Raw genomic sequence first — 26,916 nt, forward strand, 5'->3', positions numbered from 1 at the left:
GGAACCGCCCCGCCCCTCCGCACCGCGCCAAAGTGATAGCCGGGGGTCTTCGGGCCCTAGCGAAAAGGCGGGGTTGCCGTAGCGGCGCGAGGGTTTGACAAGCCCCTCATGGACAACCGCTATTGGCGCATCGCGCGCCGCCCCGAGGGGACCGATTTCGCCGCCGCGCTGGAACTGGCGGAGGAGAATTTCACGCCCCTCGCCGATGGCCAAATCCGCATCCGCAACACCCTCCTGTCGATGGATGCGGGCACGCGGATGTGGCTCACCGACCGCGAGGACGGCTACCAGCCGCCGCTCCCGGTGGGCGGCCCGATGACCGGCCTCGTGCTGGGCGAGTTGGTCGAAAGCCGCGCCGAGGGGTTCGGCGAGGGCGATCTGGTCCGCGCCTTCGGGCAGTGGGCCGAGGTCAGCACGGTCGACGCGGTGATGTCGGGCGCGCTGCTGCTCGATCCCACCGTCGCCGACCGGCGCGCGTGGTTCGGCCCGCTCGGCATGAACGGGTGGACCGCCTTGTGGGGCGTCGAGCGCACCGGCGCGGCGAGGCCCGGCGAGCGGGTGCTGGTCTCGGCCGCAGCGGGCGCGACGGGGATCCTTGCGGTGCAGATCGCGAAGCTGCTCGGCTGCGAGGCGTGGGGCATCGCGGGAGGCGCGGCGAAGTGCGCCTATCTGACGGGCGAATTGGGGATCGCGGGCGCCGTCGATTACAAGGCCGGCGACGTGGGCGCGCAATTGGATGCAGCGGGCGGGTTCGACGTCTATTTCGACAATGTCGGGGGTGCGCTGCTGGATCAGGTCCTCACCCGCATGAACCACTATGGCCGCATCGCGGTGTGCGGATTGCTCGCGGACTACACCGCCGGCACCCGCACAGCGCCGCGCGAATTCGATCAGGTGCTCATGCGGCGGCTGCGGATCGAGGGCTTCTTCTCGCCCGACTTCATGCACGAGGGCCCCGCCCTCACCCGCCGCTTGCGCGAATGGACGGAAGGCGGCGAACTGGTGATGCCCTATGACGTGACCAGGGGCCTCGAGAACACGCTCGACGCCTATGCCAAGCTGTTCACCGGAGCGAACATCGGCAAGGTGATCGTGGAGCTGGAACCATGAGCGGCACGCTCGAAGACCGCGAGGCGATCCGCGACATCCTCGCCGCCTATGCCCACGCCATCGACCGGCGGCGCTGGGGGATGATGGAGCGCCTGTTCCATCCGGACGCCACCTTCCGCTTCGGCACGATCGAGGGCGACTGGCGCGGCTTCGTCGAACAGGCCCGCGCGGTGATCGACCCGTGCCTTGCGACCCAGCACCAGCTCGGCCAGACGGTGTTCGGCTTCGAGGGCGGCGACGTCTGCCACACCGAAACCTACATGACCGCGATGCACACCATCCCCCCCGGCTACCCGCTGGCGGCGGTGTTCCCGGACAAGGGGGTGATCTACTCGGCGATCGTCGCGGGGCGTTATGTCGACCGGTTCGAGAAGCGGGGCGGGGAATGGCGCCTCGCCCAGCGCACGGGCCTCTATGACTGGCGCGAGTTCCGGGTGGTGGAGGGCGTCGATCTGTCCGATACGCCCGAGGGCGCGGCGGGCTACCACGACGAGCGCGATCCTTCGACGGCGGCCATCACGGCGTGGCTGGGGTAGGATCACATCCCCACACTCGTCATGCTGAACTTGTTTCAGCATCCATCGAGCCACATGGACGGCAGGGCGAGAGGAAGGATGGACCCTGAAACAAGTTCAGGGTGACGGTGATTTGCTAGGGACGCCTGAAGGCAAACACCCCGCTCATCGTCGCCACCTGTTCCTCGCCGCGCCAGATCCCGCCCGAGGTGTAGGCCGTCCGTCCGCCCAGCCGGTCGATCCGCACGCGCGCCTCGAGCCAGTCGCCGAGCCGCGCTCCGGCGAGGTAGTTGACCGTCAGCGTCACGGTCGAAGGCGCGAGCCTCGGCCGCTCGGCGTCGTACACCGCATGCGAAAGCGCCACATCGGCGAAGGTCGAGATCACCCCGCCATGCGCCGCATCCTGGTAGTTGATGTGGTGCGGGCAGATCAGCAGGCCGACCACCCGCACCCCCTCCACCGCAGGCCCGAGATAATAGGGCCCGCCGTGATCGAGAAAGCCCGGGGTGAAGCCGGCGGGTTCGAAGCCTTGAGGTATCGCCATCCCCGCACCCTACCCCGCCCCGGCCTCCCGCGCCCGCTATGAATTGTGCCAATGACACGCGCGGCCGCGCGGGGTATCCCCTCGGGCCATGGGAGAGACAGCAACACTGGCCGCAGAGTCTTTCTGCGACATCGTCCGCGAACACGCCCGCATGCAGGGCGATGTGATCGCCTTCAGCTACGCGGGCGAGGACATCAGCTTCGCCGAGATCGACGAAGGCGCCGACCGCGTGGCCAATGGCCTTGTCGCGCTCGGGATCAAGCCGGGGGACCGCGTCGCCTTCCTCGGCAAGAACCACCCGCTCTATTTCGAGGCCTTCCTCGGCGCGAACCGCGTGGGCGCGGTGATGACGCCGGTGAACTGGCGGTTGGCCGCACCCGAAGTCGCCTATGTGCTCGACAATTCCTGTGCGCGCGTGGTGTTCGTGGGTGAGGGCTTTGCCGAGGTGCTCTCACAAATCCGTGCCAGTTGCCCGCATGTCGAACAGGTGATCGGCATCGACGCGCCGGATTTTGCCGGCACCGATTACCGCATCTGGCGCGACGGCTTCCCAGCCACGCCCCCCGCCCACCGCGTGAAGGCCGAGGACGATGCGCTCCAGCTCTACACCTCGGGCACCACCGGCAAGCCCAAGGGCGCGGTGATCACCCACGGCTCGCTGCTCTCCAGCCGTGATGCGACCGCGAGCGGCGAGGCGATGCGCAGCTGGCAGGAGCCGATCCCGGGCGATGTCACGCTGCTCGCCATGCCCTGCTTCCACATCAGCGGCACGGGCACCGGCATCGGCACGATGGTGGCGGGGACGAACTCCATCGTCCTGCCGGAGTATGATCCGACCAAGGCGCTCGACCTGATCGAGAATTTCAACATCTCGAAAATCTTCCTCGTGCCAGCCGCGCTCCAGATCCTGCTCAATCACCCGCGCGTGGCCGAGGTCGATTTCTCGCGGCTGAAATATGTCACCTATGGCGCCTCGCCGATCCCGCTCGAACTGATGCGCGAGGCGATCCGGGTGATGGGCTGCGGCTTCGTGCAGATGTACGGCATGACCGAGACCAGCGGCACCATCGTCGCGCTCGATCCCGAAGACCATGTGCCCGAAGGCTCGGTGCGGATGCGCTCGGTCGGCAAGCCGCTGGCAGGGGTCGAGATCAAGGTGATCGACGAGGCGGGCAACCCCGTCCCCGCCGGCACCGTGGGCGAGATCGCCACACGCTCGAACAAGAACATGCGCGGGTACTGGAACAACCCCGATGCCACCGCCTCGACCATCGACGCGGAAGGCTGGCTGCGCACCGGAGACGCGGGCTATCTCGACGAGGACGGCTATCTCTACATCCACGACCGGGTGAAGGACATGATCATCTCCGGCGGCGAGAACGTCTACCCCGCCGAGGTCGAGAACGCGCTCTATTCGCACCCCAAGGTCGCCGATGTCGCGGTGATCGGCGTGCCCGACCCCAAGTGGGGCGAGGCGGTGAAGGCCTGCGTCGTGGTGAAACCGGGCGAGAGCTTGAGCGAGGCGGAACTGATCGCTCACGCGAGGACGCTGATCGCGGGCTACAAGTGTCCCAAGTCGGTCGATTTCATTCCCGCCCTGCCACGCAACCCCTCGGGCAAGATCCTGCGCCGCGAACTGCGCGCGCCCTACTGGGTGGGCAAGGACCGGGCGGTGAACTGAGGTGCTGCCGGGCGCGCTGCCGGTCCGCCAGCTAGCCTACAAGGTGAACGACCTTGAGGCGGCGATAAAGCGGCATCACCGGCAGTTCGGATCGGGGCCGTTCTTCGTCGCGCGGCACATCAAGCTCGCCTCCTCGCAGCACCGCGGGGTGGAGCAGCCCTTCGACCATTCGAGCGCCTATGGCCAATGGGGCGGGGTGATGGTCGAGCTGGTGGTGCAGCACAATCCCGAACCCTCCGCGCTGCATGAGATGTTCGCATGGAATTCGGGCCGCGAGGGGCTGCATCACGCCGCGCTGTTCGTCGACGACCTGGCTGTCGCGATCGGACGGTTCACCGCCGACGGGATGCCGCTCGAACAGCTCTCGGTGACCGAGGGCGGCACGGCTTTCGCCTTCGTCGATGCGCGGCCGAGCTTCGGGCACATGTTCGAACTCTACGAGCCGACGCCGCTGCTGACGGGGTTCTACGATATGGTCGCCAAGGCCGCGCAAGGCTGGGACGGGCGCGATCTGGTGCGGGAGTTGGGTTAGCCTTTACCCCTCCCAGGGCTTGACTCGGGGCCCCGCTCTCTTCGGGCGACAAAGGAAGCTGGGCCCCGGGTCAAGCCCGGGGAGGGGAGAAAAAAATCAAACTCCCGCCAACCGAGGCAAATCCACCAGCGCAGCGCGGCACTCGGCATCGGCGAGCGCGGCGAGCACCGAGAACGCCACAAAACCCGCCTCGCCAAGATGCGCCACAACCGCCGCGGCCTCGGCATCGCTGATCGCCGTGTGCTCGAACGGCATCCGGCGGGCATAGGCGAGCACCGTGCGGGTGCCTGCGTCGAGGCCGCTCTCGTCGGGCGCGGCGCCCATGCCGTGAACTGCCGCCACCGCCTGCCGCACCAGCGCTACCAGCGCGGGGTCGAGCGCGGCTTCGGTCTTCGCGGAGAAATCGGCGTAGTGGCTGGCGAGCACCGGATCGGCGGCCAGCGCGGCGCAGACGGCGCTCATTCCGCCGCCTCCAGCACCGCAGGGGTCGGCAGCACGGTGCGGTCCATCTGTTCCGGCTCCAGCCCCATGGTGATCAGCGCCTTGGCTAGCGCGAGGAACAGCGTCACCCCGAGGCCGAGCTCGGCGATCTGCGCCGGCGTCAGGTGGCGCTGCAAGGCCGCGCGCGCATCGCCGTTCAGCAATTCGGGATCGTGGATCAGCGCGTCGGTGAACTTCAGCGCGGCCTTCTCGGCATCGGTGAGCTTTGCGCTGGTCTCGTAGCCGTCGGTGATGTCATCCACCACCTCCTCGCCGAGGCCCTGCCCCAGCGCCTTGTCGAAGCGGACGTTGCGGCAGAAGCCACACTCCGTGACGCGCGCGTTCCTCATCCGCGCGACCTCCTTGATCCGCGCCGAGAGCACATCGGAGCCCCAGAACCGGCCATAGAGCGCGAAGAAGCTCTCGGCGATGGCTGGCTGGTGGGCGAGCACCGAGCCGAAATGCGGCGGCTCTCCGGCAATCGCGGATGATACGCGGGGGATGGTCGACATGGTGCCTCTCCTTTGGCCGCGAGGATACCGCAGGGTGCCGCTACGCAACCCTCGCCATTTTCGCAGGGGCGGGCGCGCGGGCGCGCGTGGCAGATTGCGCGAAACATCGAGGGAGAGACCCATGCCCGGCCAAGCACAGCGCGTGATCGAGGACTTCTGGCGCATCCAGGACAGCGGCGACTACACCAAGCTGGTAGATCTCTTCGCTGAAGACGCCTTCCTCGAAGACCCGATCTGGGGGCAATACCGCGGGCGCGAGGCGATCATGGGCTTCATGACGACGATGGTGAAGGAGATGGGCGACCGCAAGGTCCACTTCACCGTGGACGAAATCTGCGGTGACGATCACGCTGCCTGGGCGCGCTGGACGATGCACATGGAAGGCCACGCCCCGCGCGGCGGCTGCGGCATCTACAAGGTCGAGGGCGGCAAGCTCACCTATTACCGCGATTATATGGACCCGGCGGCAGAGTAATTCCTCGTCATTGCGAGGAGCGTAGCGACGAAGTAACCCATGACCTGAGCGTGCGGCAAGCGGTCGGTCCATGGGTTGCCGCGGCCTTCGGCCTCGCAATGACGAAGGTATGCATCACATCGCTCGGTAATCCGGGTGCCCGCTCTCCCTCAGATCGAGCATCGGCAACGGAAACGCCGCGTTGGGCGAGGCGTCGGGCTGGTCGGGCATCGGCATGGTCCAGTCCATGATGTAGCGGCGGCTGGCGATACGCCACTCGTCGCCGCGCTTCTCGTAGGTGTCGAGATAGCGCCCGCCATACATGTTGCCCTTGTAGGGCTCGCTCTCGTCCTCCCGCCGGAAGCCGAGCGCGACGCCGTAGCACTCGCCCTCCGCCGTGGTCGCGCTGGTGAGCTTCACCGACAGCGGCGCGAGCATGTGCCAGCGGCGGCCCGTGGAGCGTTCCACGGCCATCACCACCGGCACGAACTCCGCCGCGGTGCCAGTGAAGAAGCCATAGTCGATCGCCGCGTCGGGCCAGTAGCACCCCGCCTGCCCCTCGTCGTCAAGCCAGTCCAATGTGCGCGAATAGCGCGCGATGAGATCATGGATCGCCTGCCGGTCGAGCAGCTCCTGCACCTTGGCTTCGAGGTTCATGCGCGCGCCCCCCACCATGCGGGGATGGAGAGCGGGAAGCGCTCCTGCGCGGTCTTCATCGCCTCGCTCGCATCCTCAGGGAGCGCCGGATCGCTCGTATGCGGCAGCCCTCCCCCCGCGCCTTCGACCGGATCGATGTATTCGAGCGTGATCCCCGCCAGCACGTCTGCGAAATCGTGGCCTTCGTGATGGTCGCTCATCTGGTGGTGGTAGAAGGCCCACTTGTCCCTGAAGCTCAGCAGGCAGTAGTACGAAAGCGGCTCCTGCCCCTTCCAGTATTCGTAGCGGATCACGCCTTCCTCTGTGCCGAAGGTGTGGTGGACCATGTCGCGCATGATCGCCTCCCACTTATCCTCCTTGCCGGGCTGGATCTTGATGTGCGCGAGCAGGCTGGCCATCAGGGTGTCTCCGTGGGTGTCAGGTTCAAGAGCAGCCGGTAGATGCCGAGCATGATTCCGCCCTGATGGCGGAAGTCGTTGCCCGGCGCGTAGGTCAGGTCGGCGAAGGCATCGCAGAGCTTCTCCCACGCGATCATCTGTTCCAATCGCGAGATATTGGAGCCGGGGCACGAGCGCGGGCCCTGGCTGAAGGCGAGGTGGCGGGTCGCGGCCTTCCGATCCAGCTTGAGGTCGAGCGGGTCCTCGAATTCGTCGGCGTCGATATTGGCGGCCGCCCACCTCAGGTGGAGCATCGAGCCGGCGGGGACCTCGACGCCCTGAAACACCTCGTCGCGCGCGCAGATGCGGGTCGAGAGCCCCTGCGTGGGGGAGCGCAGCCGCATCCCTTCCTCGATGAAGGTGCGGATCGCGCTGCGATCCCCGCGCAATGTGGCGAACATCCCCGGCCGCTCGCACAGCAATTGTGCCTGCTCCGCCAGCGCATATTGCGTCGTCTCCAGCCCGCCGATCACCATCGCGTAGACCACGCCGTTGATCTCGTCGTCGGTGAGCTTGCGGCCCAAGGCTTGATATTCGACCTGCGTGAGGAAGCTCACCATGTCGTCCTGCGGGCGGGCGCGTTTCTGCCGCGTCTGCTCCGCCACATATTCCTTCATCCCCGCCAGCAGCCGGAATTTTTCCGCAGACTGCTCAGGCGTGAGGATGTTCTTGTGGGTCGTCCCGATCACGTAGGACATGACCTGCGCATTGCCCCATTGCTCGAGGCGCGGGATGTCCTCCTGCGGGAAGCCCAGCACGCTCGCCATCACCCGCTGCGGCAGGGGCCGGGCGAAATCTGCGACGAAATCAACCGGCTCGCCCGCGCGGGCCTTCGCCAGCAGCCCTGCGACCAGGTCATCGACATGCCCCGCGATCATCCCGGCATGGCGCGTGCAGCCGGGACCGACCCACGGATCGGTCAGCTCCTTGCGATGCGCGCGCCACAGCTCGGGATCAGGGCGCAGCGAGACGATGCTCGCCACCATCGCGTCGATATCGGGGATGTGGCTCGGCATCTCGCCCGAAGCCAAGATATGCGCAACAAGCAGCGAGAGCGTGGGCGGGAAGCGGTCCCAGTCCATCACCACGCGGCGCACATCCTCGTACTTGGTGAGGACGAAGGCATCGGTGCCCGGGGTCAGCCCCTCGCCGGGAAGGCGCTGGACGGGGGCCTCCTCGTGCAGGATCGCATAGGCCGCGTACCAATGCTCCTGCGCGCCCGGAGCGAACAGGTCGACATCGGCCAAGGTGCGGGGTGCTTCCGCCTGCAAATCCGCCTCTCCCGTTGCGGGGCGCCTCGCTTAGCGAATCCGCCAATTGCTGATGCGGGGGTTGTCCCCCAGCCTCGACCCTACGGAAACGGGCGAAAATGCCAGTGCCGAAAGGGGAGAGAGACCTGTGAGCCGTATCGAGAAGCTTCCCCCTGACCAGTGGGACGCGCGCCTAGTCGCCGCGATCCAGCCGGACAATCTCACCGATCTGGAGCAGGGCCTCACCCGCTACTTCGCCCATTGTCCGGAGCAAGCACTGGGGCTGATGGGCTTCGGCGGGGCGCTGAAGCGCAATCGCTCCCTGCCCGAACGGCTGGTGGAGCTGGTGCGGCTAAGGGTTGCCTTCTTCAACCAGTGCCGCAGCTGCATGGCGATCCGCTATTCGGACGCGGTGGCGGACGGGGTGACCGAAGGGCTGGTGTGCTCATTGGAGCGCCCGCAGGAGGCAGAGAACCTCACGGCGGCGGAGAAAGCCGCGATCCGTTACGGCGAGCTGATGGCGACCGATCACCTTGCGATCAATGACGCGGTCTATGCCGACCTGCGGCAGCACTTCACCGAAGCGCAGATCGTGGAGCTCGGCATGACGGTCGCCTTCTTCGTCGGCTTCGGGCGGCTGGCGGCGACCTATCACATGGTCGAGGAACTGCCCGAGGCGTTCAAGACCGCCGAGACCATCGCCCCGTGGGGTGCCGACAAGATCGAGGTGCGCTGATGAACAGCCAGCCCCAGATCAACCTCTTCGACCCCGCGCTCCAGCAGTGCCCCTACGATGCCTACAAGACCCTGCGCGACGAGGCCCCGGTCTACAACATCCCCGGCACGCAGATCTACGTCGTCAGCCGCTATGACCATGTGCGCGAGGTGCTGATGGATCCGCAGCGTTTCCCCTCGACCGCGCTGAGCGAGCTGATGCGCGCCTCGCCCGTCGATATGGAGCGCGGGCGCAAGGTCGCCGAGCGGTTCCGCGAGAAGGGTTGGCTCCCCGCCCCCACCCTCGCCGGGCGCGACGATCCGAACCACAAACAGATGCGCGCGATGTTCAACGAGGCGTTCAAGCCTAGCCGCATCAAGGAAATCGACCCGCGCGTCAAAACCCTCGCTTATGAACTGATCGATGAATTTATCGCTGACGGTAAGTGCGACTGGGTGCGCCAGTTCTGCGTGCCCCTCCCCCTCTTCATCATCGGCGAGCAAATGGGCGCAAAGCGCGAGGACATGTGGCGGATCAAGGGCTGGACCGACGCCTTCTTCCACCGCATCTCGCTGATGCTGCCCGAGGACAAGCATCTGGAGATGGTCGACCGCGAGATCGAGGCGCAGCACTACTTCCAGCCGATCTTCGAACGCCTGCGCGAGGAGCCGGATGGCTCGCTGATCTCCGTGCTGGTCAACACCGTGATCGAAGGCTGGGGCCGTCCGCTCAATGACGAGGAGCTCCACGCCGAGATGATGGCCGACACCTTCGTCGGCGGCTCGGAAACCACCACCAACGCGCTCGCGGCGGGGATGAAGCTGCTGATCGAGAACAAGGACGTCTGGGCGAAGCTCAAGTCCGATCCCGAGCGCTACATGCGCAACTTCGTCGAGGAGGTGCTGCGGCTCGAAAGCCCGGTGCAATCGCTGATGCGCTTCACCCACAAGGATGTGGAACTGGACGGGGTGACGATCCCCGCAGGTTCGGTCGTCAATGTCCGATACGGCGCGGCGAACCGGGATGAACGCTTCTTCGAATGCCCCGAGAAGCTTGACCTCGACCGGCCCAAGGCAGGCGCACACATGGCCTTCGGCTCGGGCACGCACCATTGCTTGGGCGCACCGCTCGCCCGGCGCGAGCTGACCTGGGGCTTTCAGGCGGTGGTCGACCGGTTCGAGGACATGGACTTTGCCGAAGGCGAGAACGACTTCAGCTACCACCCGCACTTCCTGCTGCGCTCGCTGAAGCAGCTCAACATCACCTTCCAGCCGAGGAAGCGCTGATGGCGACGCTCCTCAAACCCGCCCCCCAGCGGATCGACGTCACCCCGCAGCCCATGCCCGCGCTGTCGGACCGACCGATCGATGGCAGCCGCTACTGGTCACGCGACTTCATGGACCGCGAGTGGGACGGCATCTGGACCAAGGCATGGCTGATCGGTGGCCTCGCCTCCCAAGTCGCCAAGCCGGGGGACTTCTTCACCTACGACATCGGCCGCGAGAGCATCCTCGTCACCCGCGGCGAGGATGGCGTCGTGCGCGCCTTCTACAACGTCTGCCCGCACCGCGGGAAACGCCTCGTCATGGAGGAAGAGGGTCACTCCAAGCGCCTCGCCTGTTCCTACCACGGCTGGCGCTTCACCCCGGAGGGCGAATTGAATTTCGTCCCCTGCCCCGAGGATTTCGCGGGCGGCTCGCCATGCGGGAAAGTCAGGCTTGAGGAGGTGCGGTGCGAGGTGTTCGCGGGCTTCGTCTGGGTTAATCTCGACCCGCAAGCGACGCCGCTCGCCGATCACCTCGGCCCCGTCGGCCCGCAGCTTGCGCTCTACAACATGGAGGCGATGCACCGCACCCATTGGGTCACGCTCGAGGGCGACTGGAACTGGAAGTGCGTGCAGGACAATTTCAACGAGTCCTACCACCTGCCCTTCGTCCACCCGCAGACGCGCTTCGTGATGGAGCAGAGCTACAAGGACTGCCAGTTCGACCTCTACGCCCCCCACGGCCATGCGCGGATGTTCATGCCGGGCTCGCGGCCGTCACGCTCGCTTCGGGGCCACACCGACACCGTGCTCGACATGATGCGCACCGAACTCACCTACTGGGGCCTCGACCCCGAGGACTTCCGCGATGATCCACTGCGGACCCGCGAGGCGCTCCAGCAGGCCAAGCGCGCGAAAGGCGCCGAGAAGGGCTACGACTTCAGCCACTTCCACGATGCCCAGCTGACCGACCACTTCCACTACACAATCTTCCCCAACATCAGCTTCAGCCTCAAGCCCGACGGCTGCATCTGGCTGCGCGCCGACCCGCACCCGACCGACCCCGAGCGGTGCTTCTTCGACATGTGGTACTTCACCTGGTTCCCCGAAGGGCAGGAGCGCTACTACGCCTATTCGATGGGGCAGGAGGTCGACCGCACGGTCCCGGTGCCGCACCAACGCGGGGTCGTGGGCGAGCTCTCCTGCGGCCCCGGCATCGATCAGGACGTGAGCATCTGGAGCGAGCAGCAGAAGGGCCTGCGCTCGCGCGGTTACAAGGGCGGGCATCTGGCGGGGCAGGAGGCGCGGGTGCGGTTCTTCCACGATATGATCGATCGGTGGTTGGGGATTTAGTTCTTCGTCTTGCGAGGAGCCGCAGGCGACGCGGCAATCCATGGTCCGAGGCTGGACGAAAGGACAACCGGCGTGGATGCCGCTGCGCTCGGTTCATGGATTGCTTCGCTACGCTCGCAATGACGAGCTATGCATTCGCCAAAGCCGCCGTGCGCCCCGCGATATAGCCGAAGGTCAGCGCCGGCCCCAGCGTCCCGCCCGCGCCCGCATAAATCCCGCCGGTCGGGCAGGCGATGGCATTGCCCGCGCCCAGCAAGCCCGGAATCGGTGCCCCGTCATGGCCGAGGATGCGCGCCTGTCCGTCTGTCCTCGGTCCGCCATTCGTGCCGAGCAGGCCCGAGCTGATCTCCACCGCATAGAAGGGCGCCTCGCGGATCGCTCCCAAGGTTACGGCCGCGCCTTCGCGAGAACGGTCGCCGTAGAAGTGGTCATAGGCGCTCGTCCCGCGCCCGAAATCGGGATCATGGCCTTCGTCGGCATGGGCGTTGAAGCGCGCGACCGTCTCGGTCAGCGCGGCCGGGTCGAGACCGATTGCCTCCGCCAGCCCCTCCAATGTCTCCGCCCGCATCACCCACTCCGGCATCGGCTGGCCCGGCTGGCGCGTGCCCAGCGGATAGCGCGCGGCATATTGCGCGTCGAAGATCAGCCACGCGGGGAGGTTCTCGTAATCGTAGGTGGCCGGATCGAAGCGGTGAAACACCCCGCCCAGAGCCGAGTAATTCGCCGCTTCGTTGCAGAAGCGCTTGGCGCTCCGGTTGACCATGATCGCGTGCGGCACGGTGCGCTCGATCAGGATGATCTGCGCGCGTGGCTCCCCGCTCGCCCAGGGGGCGTCGGGGGTGACGAGGGTCGGCGCCCACCATGCGCTCGTCATGTTGCCGAGCTTCGCGCCCGCCGCCATCGCCAGCTTGAGGCCGCCGCCGGTTCCCGTGGGCGGGCTGGCTGGCGCGGTGACGGGGCCGCGCAGGAAGGTCTGGCGCAGCTCGCTGTCCCACTCGAACCCGCCGGTGGTGATGATCACCCCGCGCCTTGCCGAGAGGGCGAAAGGCGCGCCGTCCTTCTCGCCCTCGATCCCGGTGATCCGCTCGCCATCCTTCACCAGCCGCCGCGTTTCCACCCCGAGCACCGGCTCGATCCCGCGCGTGAGGCAGGCCTTGAGCAATCGCGCCACCATCGCCTGTCCGAAGCCGCATTGCCGCGCGGCCATGCGCTCGCCCAGCACCTCGAGCGGCGGCAGCGCGGTCGCTCCGCCCAAGGGCGTTTCGCGCAGCATCAACGGCTTGGGCTCCTCGATCGCGTAGATCCGCGCGGCCCACTCGCCGAGGTCGCCCAAGGCAAACAGGTCATGGTCGAGCGCGCGGCTACCCTCGGGCTTCGCACCGGGACGGTCGAGGTAATAGTCGGGATAGCCCGGCAGCACCGACACGCTGAGCGCCCCCGCCCCTTCCAGAAAGGCCAGCGCCTCCGGCCCCCGGTCCACGAAGGCCTCGAGCGTCTCGTCAACCAGATCGCCGTGATCGAGACTGCGGAAATAGGCGAGCGCATCCTCGCGGCTGTCCTCCATCCCGGCCGCGCGCATCCGCGGGTTGTCGGCGACCCAGATCACCCCGCCCGAAATCGCCGAGGTGCCGCCGATGCGGTCCCAGCGCTCGACCAGCGCGACTTTCGCGCCCGCCTCGTGTGCCGCAAGCGCCGCCGCCATCCCGGCCGCGCCCGTTCCCAGAATGATGACGTCCACCTCTCCCATGCCGGCGGTTAGACGCCTTCCGGGCACGGGGCGGCAACCCGTCATTTTGGCAAGGTGCCTCGCCCTGCGGTTCCCCCTATTCGTCATTGCGAGGAGCCGCAGGCGACGCGGCAATCCATGACCCGCCCTCCGCGATTGCGCGCTTCGGTCCATGGATTGCTTCGCTACGCTCGCAACGACGAGAGAGGACGGAACACATGAAACTCGCAGGAAAAATCGCCGCGATCACCGGGGGCACGGCGGGCATGGGGCGCGGGATCGCCGAGGCGTTTCTGGCCGAGGGCGCCAGCGTCGCGCTGTTCGCGCGCAATGCCGAGAAGGGCGCGAAGGTGCTCGAGGAACTCGGGGTCGGTGATCGCGCGATCTTCGTGGCGGGCGACGTGATGGCGCAGGGCGATCTCGAAGGCTTCGTCGACCACGTGATCGCGCATTTCGGCACGCTCGACATTCTCGTGAACAATGCGGGTGGCGCGGGCGACTTGCAGCCGCTCGTCAACCTGTCCGACCACGCCTTCGACGAGGCGATGAAGTGGAACGTCTATTCGACCTTCTGGGCGACCCGCCGCGCGCTGCCGACGATGCTCGGCAAGGGCCATGGCCGGGTGATCAACATCTCCTCGATGGAGGGCAAGCACGGCAAGGCGGTGCTGACGGCCTACTCCGCCGCCAAGCACGCGGTGAACGGCATGACCAAGAGCCTCGCGCGCGAAGTCGGCGCGGCGGGCGTGACGGTCAACGCGATCTGCCCCGGCATCGTCATCACCGACATCATCAAGAACAACGGCCCCGCCACCGCGAAGGCGATGGGGATGGAGCTCGACGAGATGATCGCGATGTTCGCGGCGGATTCGGCGATCAAGCGGCCGAACACGGTCGAGGAAGTGGCCGCGGTGGCGGTGCTGCTCGCGAGCGAGGCGGGCGCGGGGATCACCGGCCAGCAAATCAGCGTGGACGGGGGCACGGCGCAGTATTGAGGCGCTCGCAGGGGGGGGTAGCGTTCCAGCACCCCGCTCGCACCCCGCCAGCGCGTGCCAGACCCCGCCCAGCGCGCGCCAGACCCCCTCCAGACCCCCTCCAGCGCGGTCTTGCGGGGGCCTCGCGCGGCTGTTTCACGTGAAACAGCCGCGTCCCGTTGGTGTCAGCCCTGCAACTTCGCCATCGCCGCTCCGACCGCCGCCGCCACATCATGGGCCTGCGGATTGCCGCGCATGATGAGGCCCCCGTTGGGCTGGATATTCGCGCCCGTCACATAGGCCTGATCGGTCGAGAGCCACAGGCAGGCATGGGCCACATCGTCAACCGTATTGAGCCTACCCATCGGATAACGCGGAAGAAATGCGTCGGTCAGGCCCGGCACCTGGAAGCTCTCGTGGGTCATCGGGCTGTCGGTGAAGGCGGGCGAGACCGTGTTGGCCTTGATCCCCAAGTGCCCGTAATCATTGGCGACGCATTCGATCAGCGCCTCGCTGCCGCGCTTGGTGCCGATATAGGCGGCGTGGTTGGTGATGATCGCCTTGGTGGTCGCCGAGGACAGGCTGATGAGCGAGCCGCCAGTCGGCTGCTGTGCACTCATAACCCTCACGAAAGCCTGAAGAAAATGATGCACACCCTTGAACTGGAGATCGACGATCTGGTCGAGCTGTTCGTCGGTGATCTCCTCGAGGCTGGCGAGCAGGCCCCAGCCGGTGGTGTTGATGGCGATATCGACCCGCCCGAAAGTCGCCGCCGCCTTGTCGGCCATCGCATTGACCTCGGGCTTCTTCGCGATGTCGCACAGCGCATATTCGCCTGCGATTTCAGCGGCTAGCGCGGCGAGCGGCCCCTCCTTGCGGCCCGCGACCATGACCCTCGCACCCTCCTTCGCGAACAGCCGGGCGATGGTCTGGCCCATGTTCCCCTCCGACGCGGCGCCCAGAATGACGGCGGTCTTGCCCTCCAATTGTCCCATGACGTGTCTCCTCTCTCGGGCATCGGAGTAACACGCGCGCGGGCCCCCTCACCCTTCCCAAAAGTGGGCATTGTCGGCGCGGTCCCTCGGGGCCGATAGCCGCTTCCAACAAGGGAGAGAGCAATGTTCACAGGACCCCTCGAGGATCGCGTGGCGATCCATGAACTCAATGGCACCTATGCCGATGGCGTGGTGCGGATCGACGCCGACACCTGGGCAAGCGTGTGGGCAGACGACGCAGACTGGGACCTGATGGGCCACCAGACCCACGGCAAGGAGGCGATCGTCGCCTTCTGGAACGGGGCCATGTCGGGGCTGGAGGCGGTGAGCTTCCACTGCGTCCCCTGCATGATCGAAGTCACCGGAAACACAGCGAAATCCCGCGTCCAGACGCAGGAAATCCTGAAGCCGAAAGACGGGAAAGCGCGCCGTGTCGGCGGGCTCTATGAAGACACCCTGGCGAAGATCGACGGGCAGTGGCGCTTTACCAGCCGCACCTTCCGCATTATCGCCGAATTCGGTGTGGAGGGCTGAAAACATGGCTAAAATCCTGATTTCCGCGCAGATCGATCTCGACCCCGCCCAGCGCGAGGAAGCCCTGCGCACCGCCCGCCCGCACATCGAAGCCGCGCTCGCCGAGGCAGGCTGCATCCACTACGACTGGAGCGCCTGTTCGATGAACCCCGCGCGGGTCAACGTGTTCGAGGAGTGGGAAAGCGAGGAGGCCCTCGCCGCGCATTTCCGCGACCCTGCCTACACGGGGATGCGCGATCACATCGGCAAGTTCGGGATCACGGGCGCGGTCAGCAAGAAGTACCGCGTCGATGCGGAAGGCCCGGTCTACAATGCCGAGGGCAACGCCACGGAAGCCTTTGACTAGGCTCCTGGGCGCCATCCTCGCCGGCGGACAGGCGCGCCGCTTCGGCAGCGACAAGGCGCAAGCGCTCTATGAAGGCGCGCGGCTGATCGACCGGGTGGCGAGCGCGCTCTCCGCCCAGTGCCAGAGCGTGGTGGTGTGCGGGCGCGAGGAGCCGGGATTCACCTGCATCCCCGATTGGCCGGAGACGGGTCTTGGCCCCCTCGGCGGCCTCGCGGCGGCATTGCGCCATGCGGGGGAGCAGGGGTTCGGCCAGGTGCTGTCGGCAGGGGTGGATGTACCTGATTTGCCTCGGGATATTGCAAGCCTGCTGGCAGGCGACGGCTCGGCCATCATCGGAAACCAGCCGGTGGTGGGACTCTGGCCGGTGGAAGCCGGGCCAGTGCTCGAGGCGTTTCTCGCCGGCGGCGGCAGGTCGCTCTACCGCTTCGCCGGCCACGTCGGCGCGCGGCGGGTGGAGCTGTCCGCCCCGCTGATGAACGTCAATTTTCCCGAGGATCTCGGCCCACCCCGCTGCGACTAGGCGGCAAAGCCGCCAAGTCTCGCTCCCCTCCCGCTTGCGGGAGGGGCTGGGGGTGGGCCCTTGCCCTTACAGCTTCAGCATCTGCTTCCCGCGGTTCTGCCCCGTGAACAGCCGCTGCAAGGTCGCAGGCGCATTCTCGAAGCCGTGCTGGATGTCCTCCTGATACTTCAGCGAGCCATCCTTGACGAAGCCCTCGAGCCGCTTGCGGATGCCGGGGAATTCGCTCGCCCAGTCGAGCACGATGAAGCCCGCCATCGTCCCGCGCCGGAAGACGAGGTTGAAGTAGTTCTCCGGCCCCGCAGGCAGCGTGCCCGTCTCGTAGCGGCTGATCCCGCCGCAGATCACCACCCGCGCGCCGGTGGCGATACAGGCGAGCATGTCGTTGAGAATCTTGCCGCCCACGTTGTCGTAGATGACGTCCACGCCGCGCGGGCAGAGTTCGCGGATCTGCTCCTTCACGCGGCCCGCCTTGTAATCGATCGCGGCGTCATAGCCCGCTTCCTTGACGAGCCAATCGCACTTGTCCTGTCCGCCCGCGATGCCGACCACGCGGCACCCGGCGATCTTCGCAAGCTGGCCGACGATGCTCCCCGTCGCGCCCGCCGCGCCGCTGACCAGCACGGTGTCGCCCGCCACAGGCTTGCCGACCTTGAACAGCCCGCAATAGGCCGTCAGCCCCGTCGTCCCCAGCACCGAGAGCACGGCGGTGGACGAAATCTCGGTCTCGACCTTGGTCAGTTCCTTGCCATCGGTGACGAGATATTCGGTCCAGCCGGTGGTGCCGAACACCAGATCGCCGACCGCGAAACGCCCGCCGTTGGAGGCGACCACCTCGGCGATCCCGCTGCCGCGCATCACGTCACCGATGTTCATGGGGGCGACGTAGTCGGCGATGTTCTCCATCCAGCCCTTCTGCGCCGGATCAAAGCCGAGATAATGCGTCTTGAGCAGAATCTCGCCGGGGCCGGGATCGGGCAGCTCGGTGGTGACGAGCTTGAAATCATTGTCGATCTCGATCCCGCGGCCGCGCGGGTGTCCGTTGAGGAGCCATTGGCGGGTGGTGGTGGGCATCGGGCAATCTCCTTGGTTTATTGCCCTATTGCGGGCGCACCGCGCGCCTCTCCACGGACAAAAGTGTCAGTCGAGCGCGCCCACCCCTGTGGTAGTCTCCCCGATACTCTGGGGAGAGACATCATGGGTGTTCAGACTCACAAGACCTTCTGCCGTTTCTGCCATGCGAACTGCGCGATGGAAGTCGATGTCGTGGACGGGAAAGTCGTCGAAGTGCGCGGCGATCCCGACGATCCGGCCTATGGCGGCTACACCTGCATGAAGGGCCGCGAACTGCCGGATTCGCACAACTCCGAGAACAGGTTGCACCACTCGCTCGTGCGCAACGAGGCGGGCGAATTCGTCTCGACCCCGATGCCCGAGGCCCTCGCCCATGTGGCATCCGAACTGCGGCGGATCATCGACCAGCATGGGCCCCATTCGGTGGCGGTGTTCATGGGATCGGGCGGCTTCCAGAACTCGGCCGCGATGGCCGCCTCGATGAGCTTTGCGCAGGCCGTCGGCAGCCGCAATTTCTACACCTCGGTGACGCTCGACCAGCCCGCGAAGGTCTTCACCACCGCGCGCTACGGCAAGTGGATGGCGGGGCCGAACACCTTCTCGGAGAGCGACGTTGCCATGTTCATCGGTAACAATCCGATCGTGTCGCACTATGCGCCGGTCGGCGGGGTGCCGCCCTTCAGCCCCTCGCGCCGCATCCGCGACAAGAAGGCCGAAGGCTTGAAGCTGATCGTCGCCGATCCGCGCGAGAGCGATGTGGCCCGGCTTGCCGATATCTACCTGCCGGTGAAGCCGGGCGAAGACCCCGCGATGCTCGCAGGAATGCTCAATGTCATCATCGCCGAGGGGCTGTACGACCGCAATTTCGTCGCCGCGCATGTCGACGGGTTCGATGAACTCGCCGAGGCAGTGAAGGCCTTCCCGCCCGAGGTCGCAGCCGCGCGCGCCGGGCTCGACAAGGACCAACTGGTCGCCGCCGCGCGGATGTTCGCCAGCGGCACCAAGGGCTGCGCGGTGACTGGCACCGGGCCCGAAATGGCCGGGAACGGGACGCTGACCGAGTATCTCGTGGTGTGCCTCAACACGATCTGCGCCCGTTTCAAGCAGGAGGGCGAGAAGGCCGCGATCCCCGGCGTGTTCAGCCCCTACCAGACCGCACGGCGCGCGCAGGTGGGGCCGCCGGTGCCGATGTTTGGCGCGGAAGGGATGCCGAAGTCACGCTTCCGCGGCCTCGGCCATCTGGGCGCGGAGATGCCCTGCAACGTGCTGGCCGACGAAATCCTCACCCCCGGTGAAGGCCAGGTGCGTGCGCTGATTTCGGTCGGAGGCAATCCAGTCGTCGGTTTCCCTGATCAGGCCAAGATGGTTCGCGCGCTCGATGATCTCGAACTGTTTGTGCAGATCGACCCCTGGATGAGCGCCAGTGCCAAACGTGCCGATGTGGTGCTCGCTCCATCGCAATGTCTGGAGCGCGAGGACATCACCAGCCTCTCCGAATGGTGGCACGAGGAACCCTATGCCCGCTACACCGAAGCGGTGGTTGAGGCGCCGGGTGACTGCATCGACGAATACGAGATGTTCTGGACGCTGGCGCACCATCTCGGCATCCAGATGAACCTCATGGGCGGCCCGCTGCCGATGGATCGCAAGCCGACCAAGCAGGAGTTCCTCGACCTTGCGGTGACCGGTTGTCTTGTGCCGCCGAGTCAGGTGCGCAAGGACTGCGCGGCCAATGGCGGGGCGGCGGTGATCTATCCCGAAAAGCACCCGGTGGTGGAGCCGGTCGACGAAAGCGAGTTCCACCGCTTCGACCTTTCCGCGGGGGCGATGCCCTCGCAGATCCTCAAATATGCCGACGCCAGCGCCGCGCGCGAGGGCTTCGATTTCCGCCTGATCTCGCGCCGCTCGAAGACGCGGTTCAACTCGATCGGCCACCCGCTCAAGAAGCTGCGGGAAAAGACCACAACCAACCCCGCCTTCATCCATCCGGACGACATTGCCGCGCTGGGACTGGAGGAAGGCGGGCTGGTCGCGATCACAAGCCCCCACGCCACGATCCACGGGGTCGTCAAGGCAAGCGACAAGGTGCGGCGCGGGATTGTGTCGATGGCGCATGCCTATGGCGATGCCGATGCCGGGAAGGACGACGTGCGGGAGCGCGGCGCCTCCACCAACCGGCTTGTGAGCGAGGTTGTCGACTACGATCCGATCACCGGACAGAGCCTACAAAGCGCCATTCCGGTTAAATTAGAGCCCGCGTAAAATTAACCATATCGGGAAAAATATATGCCCCAGAATCGCCGTTTTCTGCTACAGCGCCGCCCTCAGGGCACCCCCGTGCCTGACGATTTCGAACTGGTAACCGAGCCGACCCCCGCGCTGGAACCGGGGCAATTCCTGATCCGCAACCACTACGCCTCGCTCGATCCGGCGATGCGCGGGTGGATGGATGCCGAGGGCAATTACATGCCACCGATCCCCTTGGGCGATCCGGTTCGGGCAAGCACCATCGGCGTGGTCGAGGAAAGCCGTGCAGAAGGCTTCGCGCCGGGCCAATGGGTGATGGGTCTGAACGCGCTCGAGGACTATTCCATCGGCGTCGCCGGCGGGTTCACCCAGCCGATCGACACCTCGCTGGTGCCGAGCGTCACCAACTACCTCTCGATCTTCGGCGCGGTGGGGATGACGGCCTATTTCGGTTTCCTCGAAGTGTGCGAACCCAAGCCGGGCGAAACCGTGCTGGTAACCGGCGCGGCGGGCGCGGTGGGCAGTCTTGTCGGCCAGCTCGCCAAGATCCACGGCTGCCGCGCGGTCGGGATCGCGGGCGGCCCGGCCAAGTGCGCGCGCCTCACCGAGAAATACGGCTTCGTTGCCGCCATCGACTATCGCGGCAAGGATGAAGCCGCGCTCACCGCCGCCATCGCCGAGGCCTGCCCCGACGGGGTCGACGTGATCTTCGAGAATGTCGGCGGGATCATCCTCGATGCGGGGCTGATGAACCTCAACCTCCACTCGCGCGTCGGGCTGTGCGGCCTCATCAGCGAATACAACACCGAGCCACGCGGCATCCGCAACCTGTGGCAGCTGATCGTCAAGCGCGCGCACATCCGCGGGCTTCTTGTGGCCGACTACGTCCCCCGCTTCGCCGAGGGCGCGGCGCAGATGGGCGTGTGGGCGGCGCAAGGCAAACTCACCATCGACGAGCATATCGACGAGGGGCTCGAGCACGCCTTCGACAGCTTCATGCGGCTGTTCGCGGGGACGAACGACGGCAAGATGATCCTCAAGATCGCCTGATGCGCTCCCTGCTGGTCCTGTCCGGGGGACACCCCTACGAGGCGGGGCCCTTCGCAGAATTGCTCGCCAGCCTGGGTAACTGGGAGATAACCCACCTGATCCATCCCGAGGGCGGCGAGGCTGATGCGGCAGAGGCCATCCTCGCGGCGGACGCGCTGCTGTTCTACGACATGGCGGGCTACGCCTTCGGCGAGGGCAAGGTGACGACGCGCCCACCATCGCCCGCCTTCCGGGAGGCGGTCGCGAACCGCTTCGCCAGCGGCAGGGGCGCGGTCGCCATGCACCATGCGCTGGCCGGGTGGGCGCTTTGGCAGGAGTGGCACGACTGGCTCGGAGGGCAGTTCCGCTACCAGCCAGGGCCGCACGGGCTCGATTCCGGCTACCGCCACGACATCACTTACGAGGCACGGGTGGTCGCCGAGCATACGGTGACGCGCGGCCTGCCCGCCAGCTTCCCCGTCACCGACGAGCTCTACCTCTGCCCCGTCGACGAGACCGCCCTCACCCCGCTGATCCGCGCCGAGGGCTTCGCTTTCACACGCGACAATTTCTACTCCGCCGCCCAGGCCGTCGCGGGCGCGATGTTCAGCAATGCCGGCTGGGAGCATCCGCCGGGCAGCAACTGCGTCGCCTGGGAGAGCCGCAAGTGCCCCGCCCCGCTCGTCTATCTGCAATTCGGCGATGGTCCCGCGACCTATGCCAACCCGCACATCCGCCAGATGCTGCGACAGGCGCTCGATTACACCTCAGGAGCAACACCATGACACCCCAAGAAACCGTCGAGGCCTTCATCGGCCACTGGAACGCCTGCGATATCGACGCGCTGATGGCGCTGTGCGCGGACGACATCGTCTACCACAACATCCCGATGGAGCCCGTCCGCGGCACCACGGAAATGCGCGCGATGGTCGAAGGGTTCTTCGCCAATCTCGCAGGCTGCGAGTGGCAGACCCACGCCATCGCCGCGAACGGCAACACCGTCCTGACCGAACGCACCGACGGCTTCATCTTCAAGGACGGCCGCCGTGCCGCAATTCGCGTCATGGGCACCTTCGACATCGGCCCAGACGGGCGCATCACCGGCTGGCGCGACTATTTCGACATGCTTGAATTCCAGCGGGAATTTGCCGGCGGCTGATGCTTTGCCTGCAACCCTAACAGAAACGCGCATCGCATCCGGGGCGCGAGGGCCGCTAGGCTCCACGCAAGAATTGGGAAGGGTCTGGAGCCGCCTCACATGAACAAGCCCGAAGGCAATGTCTTTGCGCCTGAAACGCTGATCGATCCGTTCGATTACTATCGCGCCATCCACGAGGCGGGGATCGCGATCGAGCATCTGGAAGGGATGAACACCTGGGTCGTCTATTCCTACGACCTGTGCAGCGAGGCGGCGGCCAAGCCGGAAATCTTCTCGAACGATTTCACCGCCCTGATGGGCCGCGAGGCGGACGAGGACATCCAGGCGATCCTCGCCGAAGGCTGGCCCGACCTGCCCACGCTCCTGACCGCCGATCACCCGGTCCACACCCGCAACCGCAAGCTGGTGAACCTCGCCTTTTCGGCCCCGCGCGTGAACGCGATCGAGGCGGACATGCGGCAGAAGTCGATCGAGCTGATCGAGGCCTTTGCCGACCGGGGCCATTGCGAGTTCGTCGAGGAGTTCGGCGTGCCGCTGCCGGTGGCCATGATTGCCGGGCAGATCGGGCTGGAGGATGATCCCAAGCGCGTGAAGCGCTGGTCGGACGCGGCGGTCGACCGCTTCAGCCAGATGGTCGATCACGAGCGCAAGCTCGAATGCGCGCGCAGCCTTGTGGAGTTCCAGCACTACATCAAGGGCCTGATCGACGATCGCAAGGCCAATGGCGGCAATGATCTCCTGACCGATCTGGTCGAAGCGCGGGTCGAGGGCGAGACGCCGCTCGAGGATCCGGAAATCATGTCGCTGATGCAGCAGTTCATGGTCGCCGGGAACGAGACCACCACCTCGACGCTTGCAGGCGGCCTGCTCCAGCTGATCCGCAACCCCGACCAGATGGCCAAGGCCAAGGCGGCGGCGGGCGGGCGCGATCCCAAGCTGCTCGGCAACCTCGTCGAAGAGGCACTGCGCTACGAAACGCCCACCGCGGGGATGTGGCGCATCGTCAAGGCGGATACCGAGCTTGGCGGGATGCAAATTCCGAACGGCGCGGTGGTGCAGCTGCGCTATGCTGCGGCCAACCGCGACCCCAAGAAGTTCCCTGATCCCGACAAGTTCGACATCGAGCGTACCAACGCCCGGACCCACCTCAGCTTCGGCAAGGGGCCGCATATGTGCGTCGGCAACATGCTCAGCCGCAAGGAAATGCTGGTCGCCTTCGACGAGCTGCTCGAACGGCTCGATAACTTCGCAGTCGCGGACGAGAACGAAATCCGCATCCTCCCCAACATCCTGCTGCGCGGTGTCACGCACCTGCCGATCACGTTTACGCGGAAGGGCTGACATGAATTTCGACCTTTCCGAAGAACAGCAGATGTTCGTGACCTCGGTGGAGCGCTTCGCTGCGCCCATCGACGTCGAGGCGCGCCGCAGGCTGCGACTCTCGCCCACTGGCTATGACCGCGCGCGCTGGCGGCAGCTCGCCGAGATGGGCCTGATCGCGCTTGCTGCGGGCGAGGATGCGGGCGGCATGGGCGGATCAGCGGTCGATCTGGCGCTGGTGTGCGAGGCGATCGGCAAGTCGAATGCGCCCGATCCGCTGCTCGAACATGGCATCCTGCCTGCCCTGCTGCTCGAACGCGGCGGCGCGGGTGATGTGCTGGAGGGCGTGCTGTCGGGCGAGACCATCGCTACCCTCGCATGGACCGAGCGGGGCCAGCGCTACAGCCTCAAGTCCAGGGGCATGAAGGCCGACGCCGCCGGCGACGCCTTCACGCTCACGGGCGAGAAGACGATGGTCATGGGGGCATTGCTCGCCGACCTCTTCATCGTCACCGCCGAACTCGGCGGAGAAACCGCCTGCTTCCTCGTACCGAAGGATGCCCCGGGGCTGGAGGTGCGCGCTTATCGCCTCGCCGATGGCAGCATTGCGGGCGAGATCAAGCTGACCCGCACCCCCGCTTCAGCGAAGCTTTCGCTCGATCTGGCGGCGCTCGAAGCCATTGCCGCTGACGTGCGTCTTTACGCCGCGGCGGAAATGGTCGGCCTCGGCCAGCGCCTGCTCGACGACACGCTGACCTATGTGAAGGAGCGTGAGCAGTTCGGCGTCGCGATCGGTTCTTTCCAGGCTTTGCAGCACCGGCTGGTCGATTGCTATGCCAAGGAAGAGCAAGCGCGTTCAATGCTTTACCGCGCAGCATTGACCGACCGGTCTGACGCAGCAAAGTGGCAGCGCGCGGCCGCCGGGGCCAAGGCCTATATCGGCGAGAATGTCGATGCCATCGCCCGCGAGGCGGTGCAGATGCACGGCGGCATGGGGATCACCGACGAGCTCGCCATCGGCCACGCGATGAAGCGCGTGCTGCTGCTCGCCCGCCTGTTCGGCGACATCGACACCGTGCTGGCCGAGTATGCGCTCGCGGCATGACGCGGGCCTGAGGGGGACTGAACAATGGGCGAAAAGATCGACCCGAACCTGTGGAGCGACGGGGCGCAGCCGCACCTGATGGGCGGACGCCTGCCTTCGGGCCAGATCGTCTTTCCGATGCCGGTCGGCGATGCGGCCGAGGGCGTCGAGCCTTACAAGCTCTCGCGGCGGGGCAAGCTGTGGTCGTGGACCTCGCAGGGCTTCCTGCCGAAGGAGCCCTATGAAGGCCCCGGAAGCGGCCCCGGGGAAGGCCCGCCGGACTTCCAGCCCTTCCTGCTGGGCTATGTCGAACTGCCCGGCGAGGTGATCGTTGAAAGCCGCATCGTCGACGCGCGGCTCGAGGATCTGCACCTCGGCATGGAGCTCGAATTCTGCATCGTGCCGTTCAACGCGCGCTACGACACCTTCGCCTTCCGTCCCGCCGCCCAAGCTGAAAGTCAGGCCGCATGAGCGAGAACGTCTACATCATCGGCGCAGGGATCCATCCCTTTGGCCGCACCGACAGCCGCTCGGGCCGCGAACAGGGCGTCTATGCGGTGCGCGAGGCACTGAAGGATGCAGGGCTCGAATGGCCCGACATCGAATGCGCCTATGGCGGCAGCGCGGCAGCGGGCAATGCCGACATCATGGTCAACGAGCTGGGGCTGACCTCGCTCCCCTTCACCAACGTCGCCAACGGCTGCGCGACCGGCGGAAGCGCGCTCGCCGCTTCGCAGCAGGCGATTGCGAGCGGAATGTATGACCTTGCGCTGGCGGTCGGCTTCGACAAGCACCCGCGCGGCGCGTTCAACGCCAAGCCTTCGGACTATGGCCTGCCCGAATGGTACGGCCAAACCGGTATGATGCTGACCACGCAGTTCTTCGCGCTCAAGATCCAGCGCTACATGCAGCTGCACGGCATTAGCCGCACGACGCTCGGGCGGGTGGCGGAGAAGGCCTTCCGCAACGGCACGATCACGCCCCATGCCTGGCGGCGCAGCCCGGTCGATCTCGAGACGATCATGAACGCGCCGATGATCAATGACCCGCTGACCAAATACATGTTCTGCTCGCCCGCCGAGGGCGCGGTGGCGTTGATCCTCGCGTCCGAGAAGAAGATGAAGGAACTGGGCGCGGACGGGGTGAAGATCCGCGCGGTTGCGGTAAAGACCCGCCCGCCCAATTCCTTCGAGGTGTTCCAGGCCGGCATCAGCATCGAGGAGGGCGGCAAGCCCACCGTCCTCGCCTCGCAGGCGGCGTTCGAGAAGGCCGGTATTGGCCCCGAGGACATCAGCGTCGCGCAGCTTCAGGACACCGAGAGCGGCGCGGAAATCATGCACATGGCCGAAAACGGGTTCTGCAAGGACGGCGAGCAGGAGGAATGGCTCGCCAATGGCTGGACCGAGATCGGGGGCGGGAAGCTGCCCGTCAACACCGATGGCGGCTGCCTCGCCTGCGGGGAGCCGATCGGTGCCTCGGGCCTGAGGCAGGTCTACGAGAACGTCACCCAGCTGCGCGGCCGGGCGGGTGAGCGGCAGGTGCCGGGCAAGGTCCGCTTCGGCTACAGCCACGTCTACGGCGCGCCTGGCCTTTCGGGCGTCGCGATCCTGGAGCGCGAATGAGCAAGCCAGAAAACAGGGGGCGCATGCAGGGCAAGGTCGCGCTGGTTTCGGGCGGCGCGGAGGGGATCGGGGCTGCGGTTGCGCGGCTGATCGTGGCCGAGGGCGGCAGCGTGATGCTCGGCGATGTGCAGCTGGAGAAAGCGCAGGAACTCGCCGCCGAGCTGGGTGAGCGTGCGGCCGCGACCGATCTCGACGTGCGCCACCTCGCGCAGTGGGAGGCCGCCGTCGCCGCGACGCTCTCGCGCTTCGGCAAGCTCACCGTGCTGTGCAACATCGCCGGCATCTCCGAGCCCGGCAACGTCCCCGAAGGCGCGCTCGACGTGTGGGAGCGCACCATCGACATCAACCTCCACGGCCCCTTCTACGGGATGCGCGCCGCAATCCCGGCGATGGAGGCGAGCGGGGAGCCCTGCGCCATCGTCAACATCGGCTCGATGATCGCGCTGCGTCCGGCGGCCTTTGTCGCCGCCTACTCCGCCTCCAAGACGGGTCTGAGGGGCCTCACCCAATCCGTGGCACTCGACCTTGCCGAACGCGGCCTGCCGATCCGCGTCAACATGGTCCACCCCGGCGCGATCCGCACGCCGATGTACAACCGCTACAAGTTCTCCGGCGCCGATACGCCGGAGAACATCGAGACCAATTTCGCAGCCACCCACCCGATGAACCGCATCGGCGAGCCCGAGGAGGTCGCCCGCGCGGTGGTATTCCTCGCCAGCGACGAGGCGAGTTTCACCACCGGCTGCGATTTGACCGTCGACGGCGGCGGCAGCATCAGGAGCTAA

Annotated in this window: 30 protein-coding genes; 21 read left to right on the forward strand and 9 right to left on the reverse strand. The window is 66.5% G+C overall.

Features of this window, described 5'->3' with window-relative positions; translation table 11 throughout:
* Positions 1-108: 108 nt before the first annotated feature.
* Both BZF57_RS09715 and BZF57_RS09720 read left to right on the forward strand, forming a co-directional pair.
* On the forward strand, positions 109-1,110 hold the full coding sequence (locus BZF57_RS09715) for an NADP-dependent oxidoreductase (protein WP_086737234.1): 1,002 nt from the start codon (positions 109-111) through the stop codon (positions 1,108-1,110).
* Positions 1,107-1,646: a nuclear transport factor 2 family protein gene (locus tag BZF57_RS09720; RefSeq protein WP_086737236.1), complete on the forward strand. Its 540-nt coding sequence runs from the start codon at positions 1,107-1,109 to the stop codon at positions 1,644-1,646. Before BZF57_RS09715 ends, BZF57_RS09720 begins: the two co-directional genes overlap by 4 nt.
* 115 nt (positions 1,647-1,761) lie before the next feature.
* On the opposite strand, the gene BZF57_RS09725 is transcribed toward BZF57_RS09720, so the two are convergent.
* Complete coding sequence (locus BZF57_RS09725; protein ID WP_086737238.1) at positions 1,762-2,169, reverse strand: PaaI family thioesterase; 408 nt, start codon at positions 2,167-2,169, stop codon at positions 1,762-1,764.
* 88 nt (positions 2,170-2,257) lie between these two features.
* On the opposite strand from BZF57_RS09725, the gene BZF57_RS09730 reads away from it, so the two are divergent.
* Positions 2,258-3,850, forward strand: a complete 1,593-nt coding sequence (locus BZF57_RS09730) for a fatty acid--CoA ligase (RefSeq protein WP_086737240.1) — start codon at positions 2,258-2,260, stop codon at positions 3,848-3,850.
* 1 nt (position 3,851) lies between these two features.
* Complete coding sequence (locus tag BZF57_RS09735) at positions 3,852-4,382, forward strand: VOC family protein (protein ID WP_240505935.1); 531 nt, start codon at positions 3,852-3,854, stop codon at positions 4,380-4,382.
* Between the two features lie 96 nt (positions 4,383-4,478).
* Here BZF57_RS09735 and BZF57_RS09740 read toward each other — a convergent pair whose 3' ends face one another.
* Both BZF57_RS09740 and BZF57_RS09745 read right to left on the reverse strand, forming a co-directional pair.
* Entirely contained in the window at positions 4,479-4,844 is a 366-nt protein-coding gene (locus BZF57_RS09740) for a hypothetical protein (RefSeq protein WP_086737244.1), read from the reverse strand.
* Positions 4,841-5,374: a carboxymuconolactone decarboxylase family protein gene (locus tag BZF57_RS09745; RefSeq protein WP_162290985.1), complete on the reverse strand. Its 534-nt coding sequence runs from the start codon at positions 5,372-5,374 to the stop codon at positions 4,841-4,843. The genes BZF57_RS09740 and BZF57_RS09745 overlap by 4 nt, the downstream gene beginning before the upstream one ends.
* A gap of 121 nt (positions 5,375-5,495) precedes the next feature.
* Here BZF57_RS09745 and BZF57_RS21235 point away from each other — a divergent pair, with 121 nt between their 5' ends.
* Entirely contained in the window at positions 5,496-5,849 is a 354-nt protein-coding gene (locus BZF57_RS21235) for a nuclear transport factor 2 family protein (protein WP_162290986.1), read from the forward strand.
* A 114-nt stretch (positions 5,850-5,963) separates the two neighbouring features.
* Here the strand turns inward: BZF57_RS21235 and BZF57_RS09755 are convergent, their stop codons facing one another.
* Genes BZF57_RS09755 through BZF57_RS09765 form a run of 3 tightly spaced genes read right to left on the reverse strand, consistent with a single transcriptional unit; the run spans position 5,964 to position 8,169 of the window.
* The gene (locus tag BZF57_RS09755; protein WP_162290987.1) at positions 5,964-6,485 is read right to left on the reverse strand and encodes a nuclear transport factor 2 family protein; all 522 of its coding nucleotides are present in this window, start codon (positions 6,483-6,485) and stop codon (positions 5,964-5,966) included.
* Positions 6,482-6,883, reverse strand: coding sequence for a putative quinol monooxygenase (locus tag BZF57_RS09760; RefSeq protein WP_086737252.1), 402 nt, complete (start codon positions 6,881-6,883; stop codon positions 6,482-6,484). The genes BZF57_RS09755 and BZF57_RS09760 overlap by 4 nt, the downstream gene beginning before the upstream one ends.
* Complete coding sequence (locus tag BZF57_RS09765) at positions 6,883-8,169, reverse strand: cytochrome P450 (protein ID WP_240505936.1); 1,287 nt, start codon at positions 8,167-8,169, stop codon at positions 6,883-6,885. The genes BZF57_RS09760 and BZF57_RS09765 overlap by 1 nt, the downstream gene beginning before the upstream one ends.
* 151 nt (positions 8,170-8,320) lie before the next feature.
* On the opposite strand from BZF57_RS09765, the gene BZF57_RS09770 reads away from it, so the two are divergent.
* From BZF57_RS09770 to BZF57_RS09780, 3 genes are read left to right on the forward strand one after another with little or no spacing between them, the layout of a single operon-like run.
* A complete protein-coding gene (locus BZF57_RS09770) occupies positions 8,321-8,908 on the forward strand; it encodes a carboxymuconolactone decarboxylase family protein (RefSeq protein WP_086737257.1) in 588 nt (195 codons plus the stop codon).
* Entirely contained in the window at positions 8,908-10,173 is a 1,266-nt protein-coding gene (locus tag BZF57_RS09775) for a cytochrome P450 (RefSeq protein ID WP_086737260.1), read from the forward strand. The genes BZF57_RS09770 and BZF57_RS09775 overlap by 1 nt, the downstream gene beginning before the upstream one ends.
* Positions 10,173-11,504: an aromatic ring-hydroxylating oxygenase subunit alpha gene (locus BZF57_RS09780; RefSeq protein WP_086737262.1), complete on the forward strand. Its 1,332-nt coding sequence runs from the start codon at positions 10,173-10,175 to the stop codon at positions 11,502-11,504. Before BZF57_RS09775 ends, BZF57_RS09780 begins: the two co-directional genes overlap by 1 nt.
* Before the next feature lie 127 nt (positions 11,505-11,631).
* Here the strand turns inward: BZF57_RS09780 and BZF57_RS09785 are convergent, their stop codons facing one another.
* Positions 11,632-13,251, reverse strand: a complete 1,620-nt coding sequence (locus BZF57_RS09785; RefSeq protein WP_206073237.1) for an FAD-dependent oxidoreductase — start codon at positions 13,249-13,251, stop codon at positions 11,632-11,634.
* A gap of 197 nt (positions 13,252-13,448) precedes the next feature.
* Between BZF57_RS09785 and BZF57_RS09790 the strand changes: the two genes are divergently transcribed.
* Positions 13,449-14,225, forward strand: a complete 777-nt coding sequence (locus BZF57_RS09790; protein WP_086737268.1) for an SDR family NAD(P)-dependent oxidoreductase — start codon at positions 13,449-13,451, stop codon at positions 14,223-14,225.
* Between the two features lie 164 nt (positions 14,226-14,389).
* Here BZF57_RS09790 and BZF57_RS09795 read toward each other — a convergent pair whose 3' ends face one another.
* Positions 14,390-15,199, reverse strand: a complete 810-nt coding sequence (locus tag BZF57_RS09795; protein WP_169712952.1) for an SDR family NAD(P)-dependent oxidoreductase — start codon at positions 15,197-15,199, stop codon at positions 14,390-14,392.
* Between the two features lie 123 nt (positions 15,200-15,322).
* On the opposite strand from BZF57_RS09795, the gene BZF57_RS09800 reads away from it, so the two are divergent.
* From BZF57_RS09800 to mobA, 3 genes are read left to right on the forward strand one after another with little or no spacing between them, the layout of a single operon-like run.
* Positions 15,323-15,733 carry a nuclear transport factor 2 family protein gene (locus BZF57_RS09800; protein ID WP_086737273.1) on the forward strand — a complete coding sequence of 137 codons (411 nt, stop codon included), beginning with the start codon at positions 15,323-15,325 and terminating at the stop codon, positions 15,731-15,733.
* Between the two features lie 4 nt (positions 15,734-15,737).
* Positions 15,738-16,079 carry a putative quinol monooxygenase gene (locus BZF57_RS09805; RefSeq protein WP_086737275.1) on the forward strand — a complete coding sequence of 114 codons (342 nt, stop codon included), beginning with the start codon at positions 15,738-15,740 and terminating at the stop codon, positions 16,077-16,079.
* Positions 16,072-16,599: a molybdenum cofactor guanylyltransferase gene (gene mobA / locus BZF57_RS09810; protein WP_086737277.1), complete on the forward strand. Its 528-nt coding sequence runs from the start codon at positions 16,072-16,074 to the stop codon at positions 16,597-16,599. Before BZF57_RS09805 ends, mobA begins: the two co-directional genes overlap by 8 nt.
* A 66-nt stretch (positions 16,600-16,665) precedes the next feature.
* Here the strand turns inward: mobA and BZF57_RS09815 are convergent, their stop codons facing one another.
* Positions 16,666-17,670 (reverse strand): NADP-dependent oxidoreductase, encoded by a 1,005-nt coding sequence (locus tag BZF57_RS09815; protein ID WP_086737279.1) that lies wholly within the window; start codon positions 17,668-17,670, stop codon positions 16,666-16,668.
* A gap of 123 nt (positions 17,671-17,793) precedes the next feature.
* Here BZF57_RS09815 and BZF57_RS09820 point away from each other — a divergent pair, with 123 nt between their 5' ends.
* From BZF57_RS09820 to BZF57_RS09860, 9 genes are all read left to right on the forward strand, one after another.
* Positions 17,794-19,932: a molybdopterin-containing oxidoreductase family protein gene (locus tag BZF57_RS09820; RefSeq protein ID WP_086737281.1), complete on the forward strand. Its 2,139-nt coding sequence runs from the start codon at positions 17,794-17,796 to the stop codon at positions 19,930-19,932.
* A gap of 24 nt (positions 19,933-19,956) precedes the next feature.
* Positions 19,957-20,967: an NADP-dependent oxidoreductase gene (locus BZF57_RS09825; protein WP_086737283.1), complete on the forward strand. Its 1,011-nt coding sequence runs from the start codon at positions 19,957-19,959 to the stop codon at positions 20,965-20,967.
* On the forward strand, positions 20,967-21,731 hold the full coding sequence (locus BZF57_RS09830; protein WP_086737285.1) for a ThuA domain-containing protein: 765 nt from the start codon (positions 20,967-20,969) through the stop codon (positions 21,729-21,731). The genes BZF57_RS09825 and BZF57_RS09830 overlap by 1 nt, the downstream gene beginning before the upstream one ends.
* Positions 21,728-22,105, forward strand: a complete 378-nt coding sequence (locus BZF57_RS09835) for a limonene-1,2-epoxide hydrolase family protein (RefSeq protein WP_086737287.1) — start codon at positions 21,728-21,730, stop codon at positions 22,103-22,105. The genes BZF57_RS09830 and BZF57_RS09835 overlap by 4 nt, the downstream gene beginning before the upstream one ends.
* Positions 22,106-22,204: 99 nt before the next feature.
* Positions 22,205-23,446 carry a cytochrome P450 gene (locus BZF57_RS09840; RefSeq protein ID WP_086737289.1) on the forward strand — a complete coding sequence of 414 codons (1,242 nt, stop codon included), beginning with the start codon at positions 22,205-22,207 and terminating at the stop codon, positions 23,444-23,446.
* 1 nt (position 23,447) lies between these two features.
* Positions 23,448-24,530, forward strand: coding sequence for an acyl-CoA dehydrogenase family protein (locus tag BZF57_RS09845; protein ID WP_086737291.1), 1,083 nt, complete (start codon positions 23,448-23,450; stop codon positions 24,528-24,530).
* Positions 24,531-24,554: 24 nt separating this feature from the next.
* A complete protein-coding gene (locus tag BZF57_RS09850) occupies positions 24,555-24,980 on the forward strand; it encodes a Zn-ribbon domain-containing OB-fold protein (RefSeq protein ID WP_086737294.1) in 426 nt (141 codons plus the stop codon).
* On the forward strand, positions 24,977-26,131 hold the full coding sequence (locus BZF57_RS09855; protein ID WP_086737296.1) for a thiolase family protein: 1,155 nt from the start codon (positions 24,977-24,979) through the stop codon (positions 26,129-26,131). Before BZF57_RS09850 ends, BZF57_RS09855 begins: the two co-directional genes overlap by 4 nt.
* Positions 26,128-26,916 (forward strand): SDR family NAD(P)-dependent oxidoreductase, encoded by a 789-nt coding sequence (locus BZF57_RS09860; protein WP_169712954.1) that lies wholly within the window; start codon positions 26,128-26,130, stop codon positions 26,914-26,916. Before BZF57_RS09855 ends, BZF57_RS09860 begins: the two co-directional genes overlap by 4 nt.

This window comes from Erythrobacter colymbi (genome assembly GCF_002155685.1).
Taxonomy (GTDB): Bacteria; Pseudomonadota; Alphaproteobacteria; order Sphingomonadales; family Sphingomonadaceae; genus Erythrobacter; species Erythrobacter colymbi.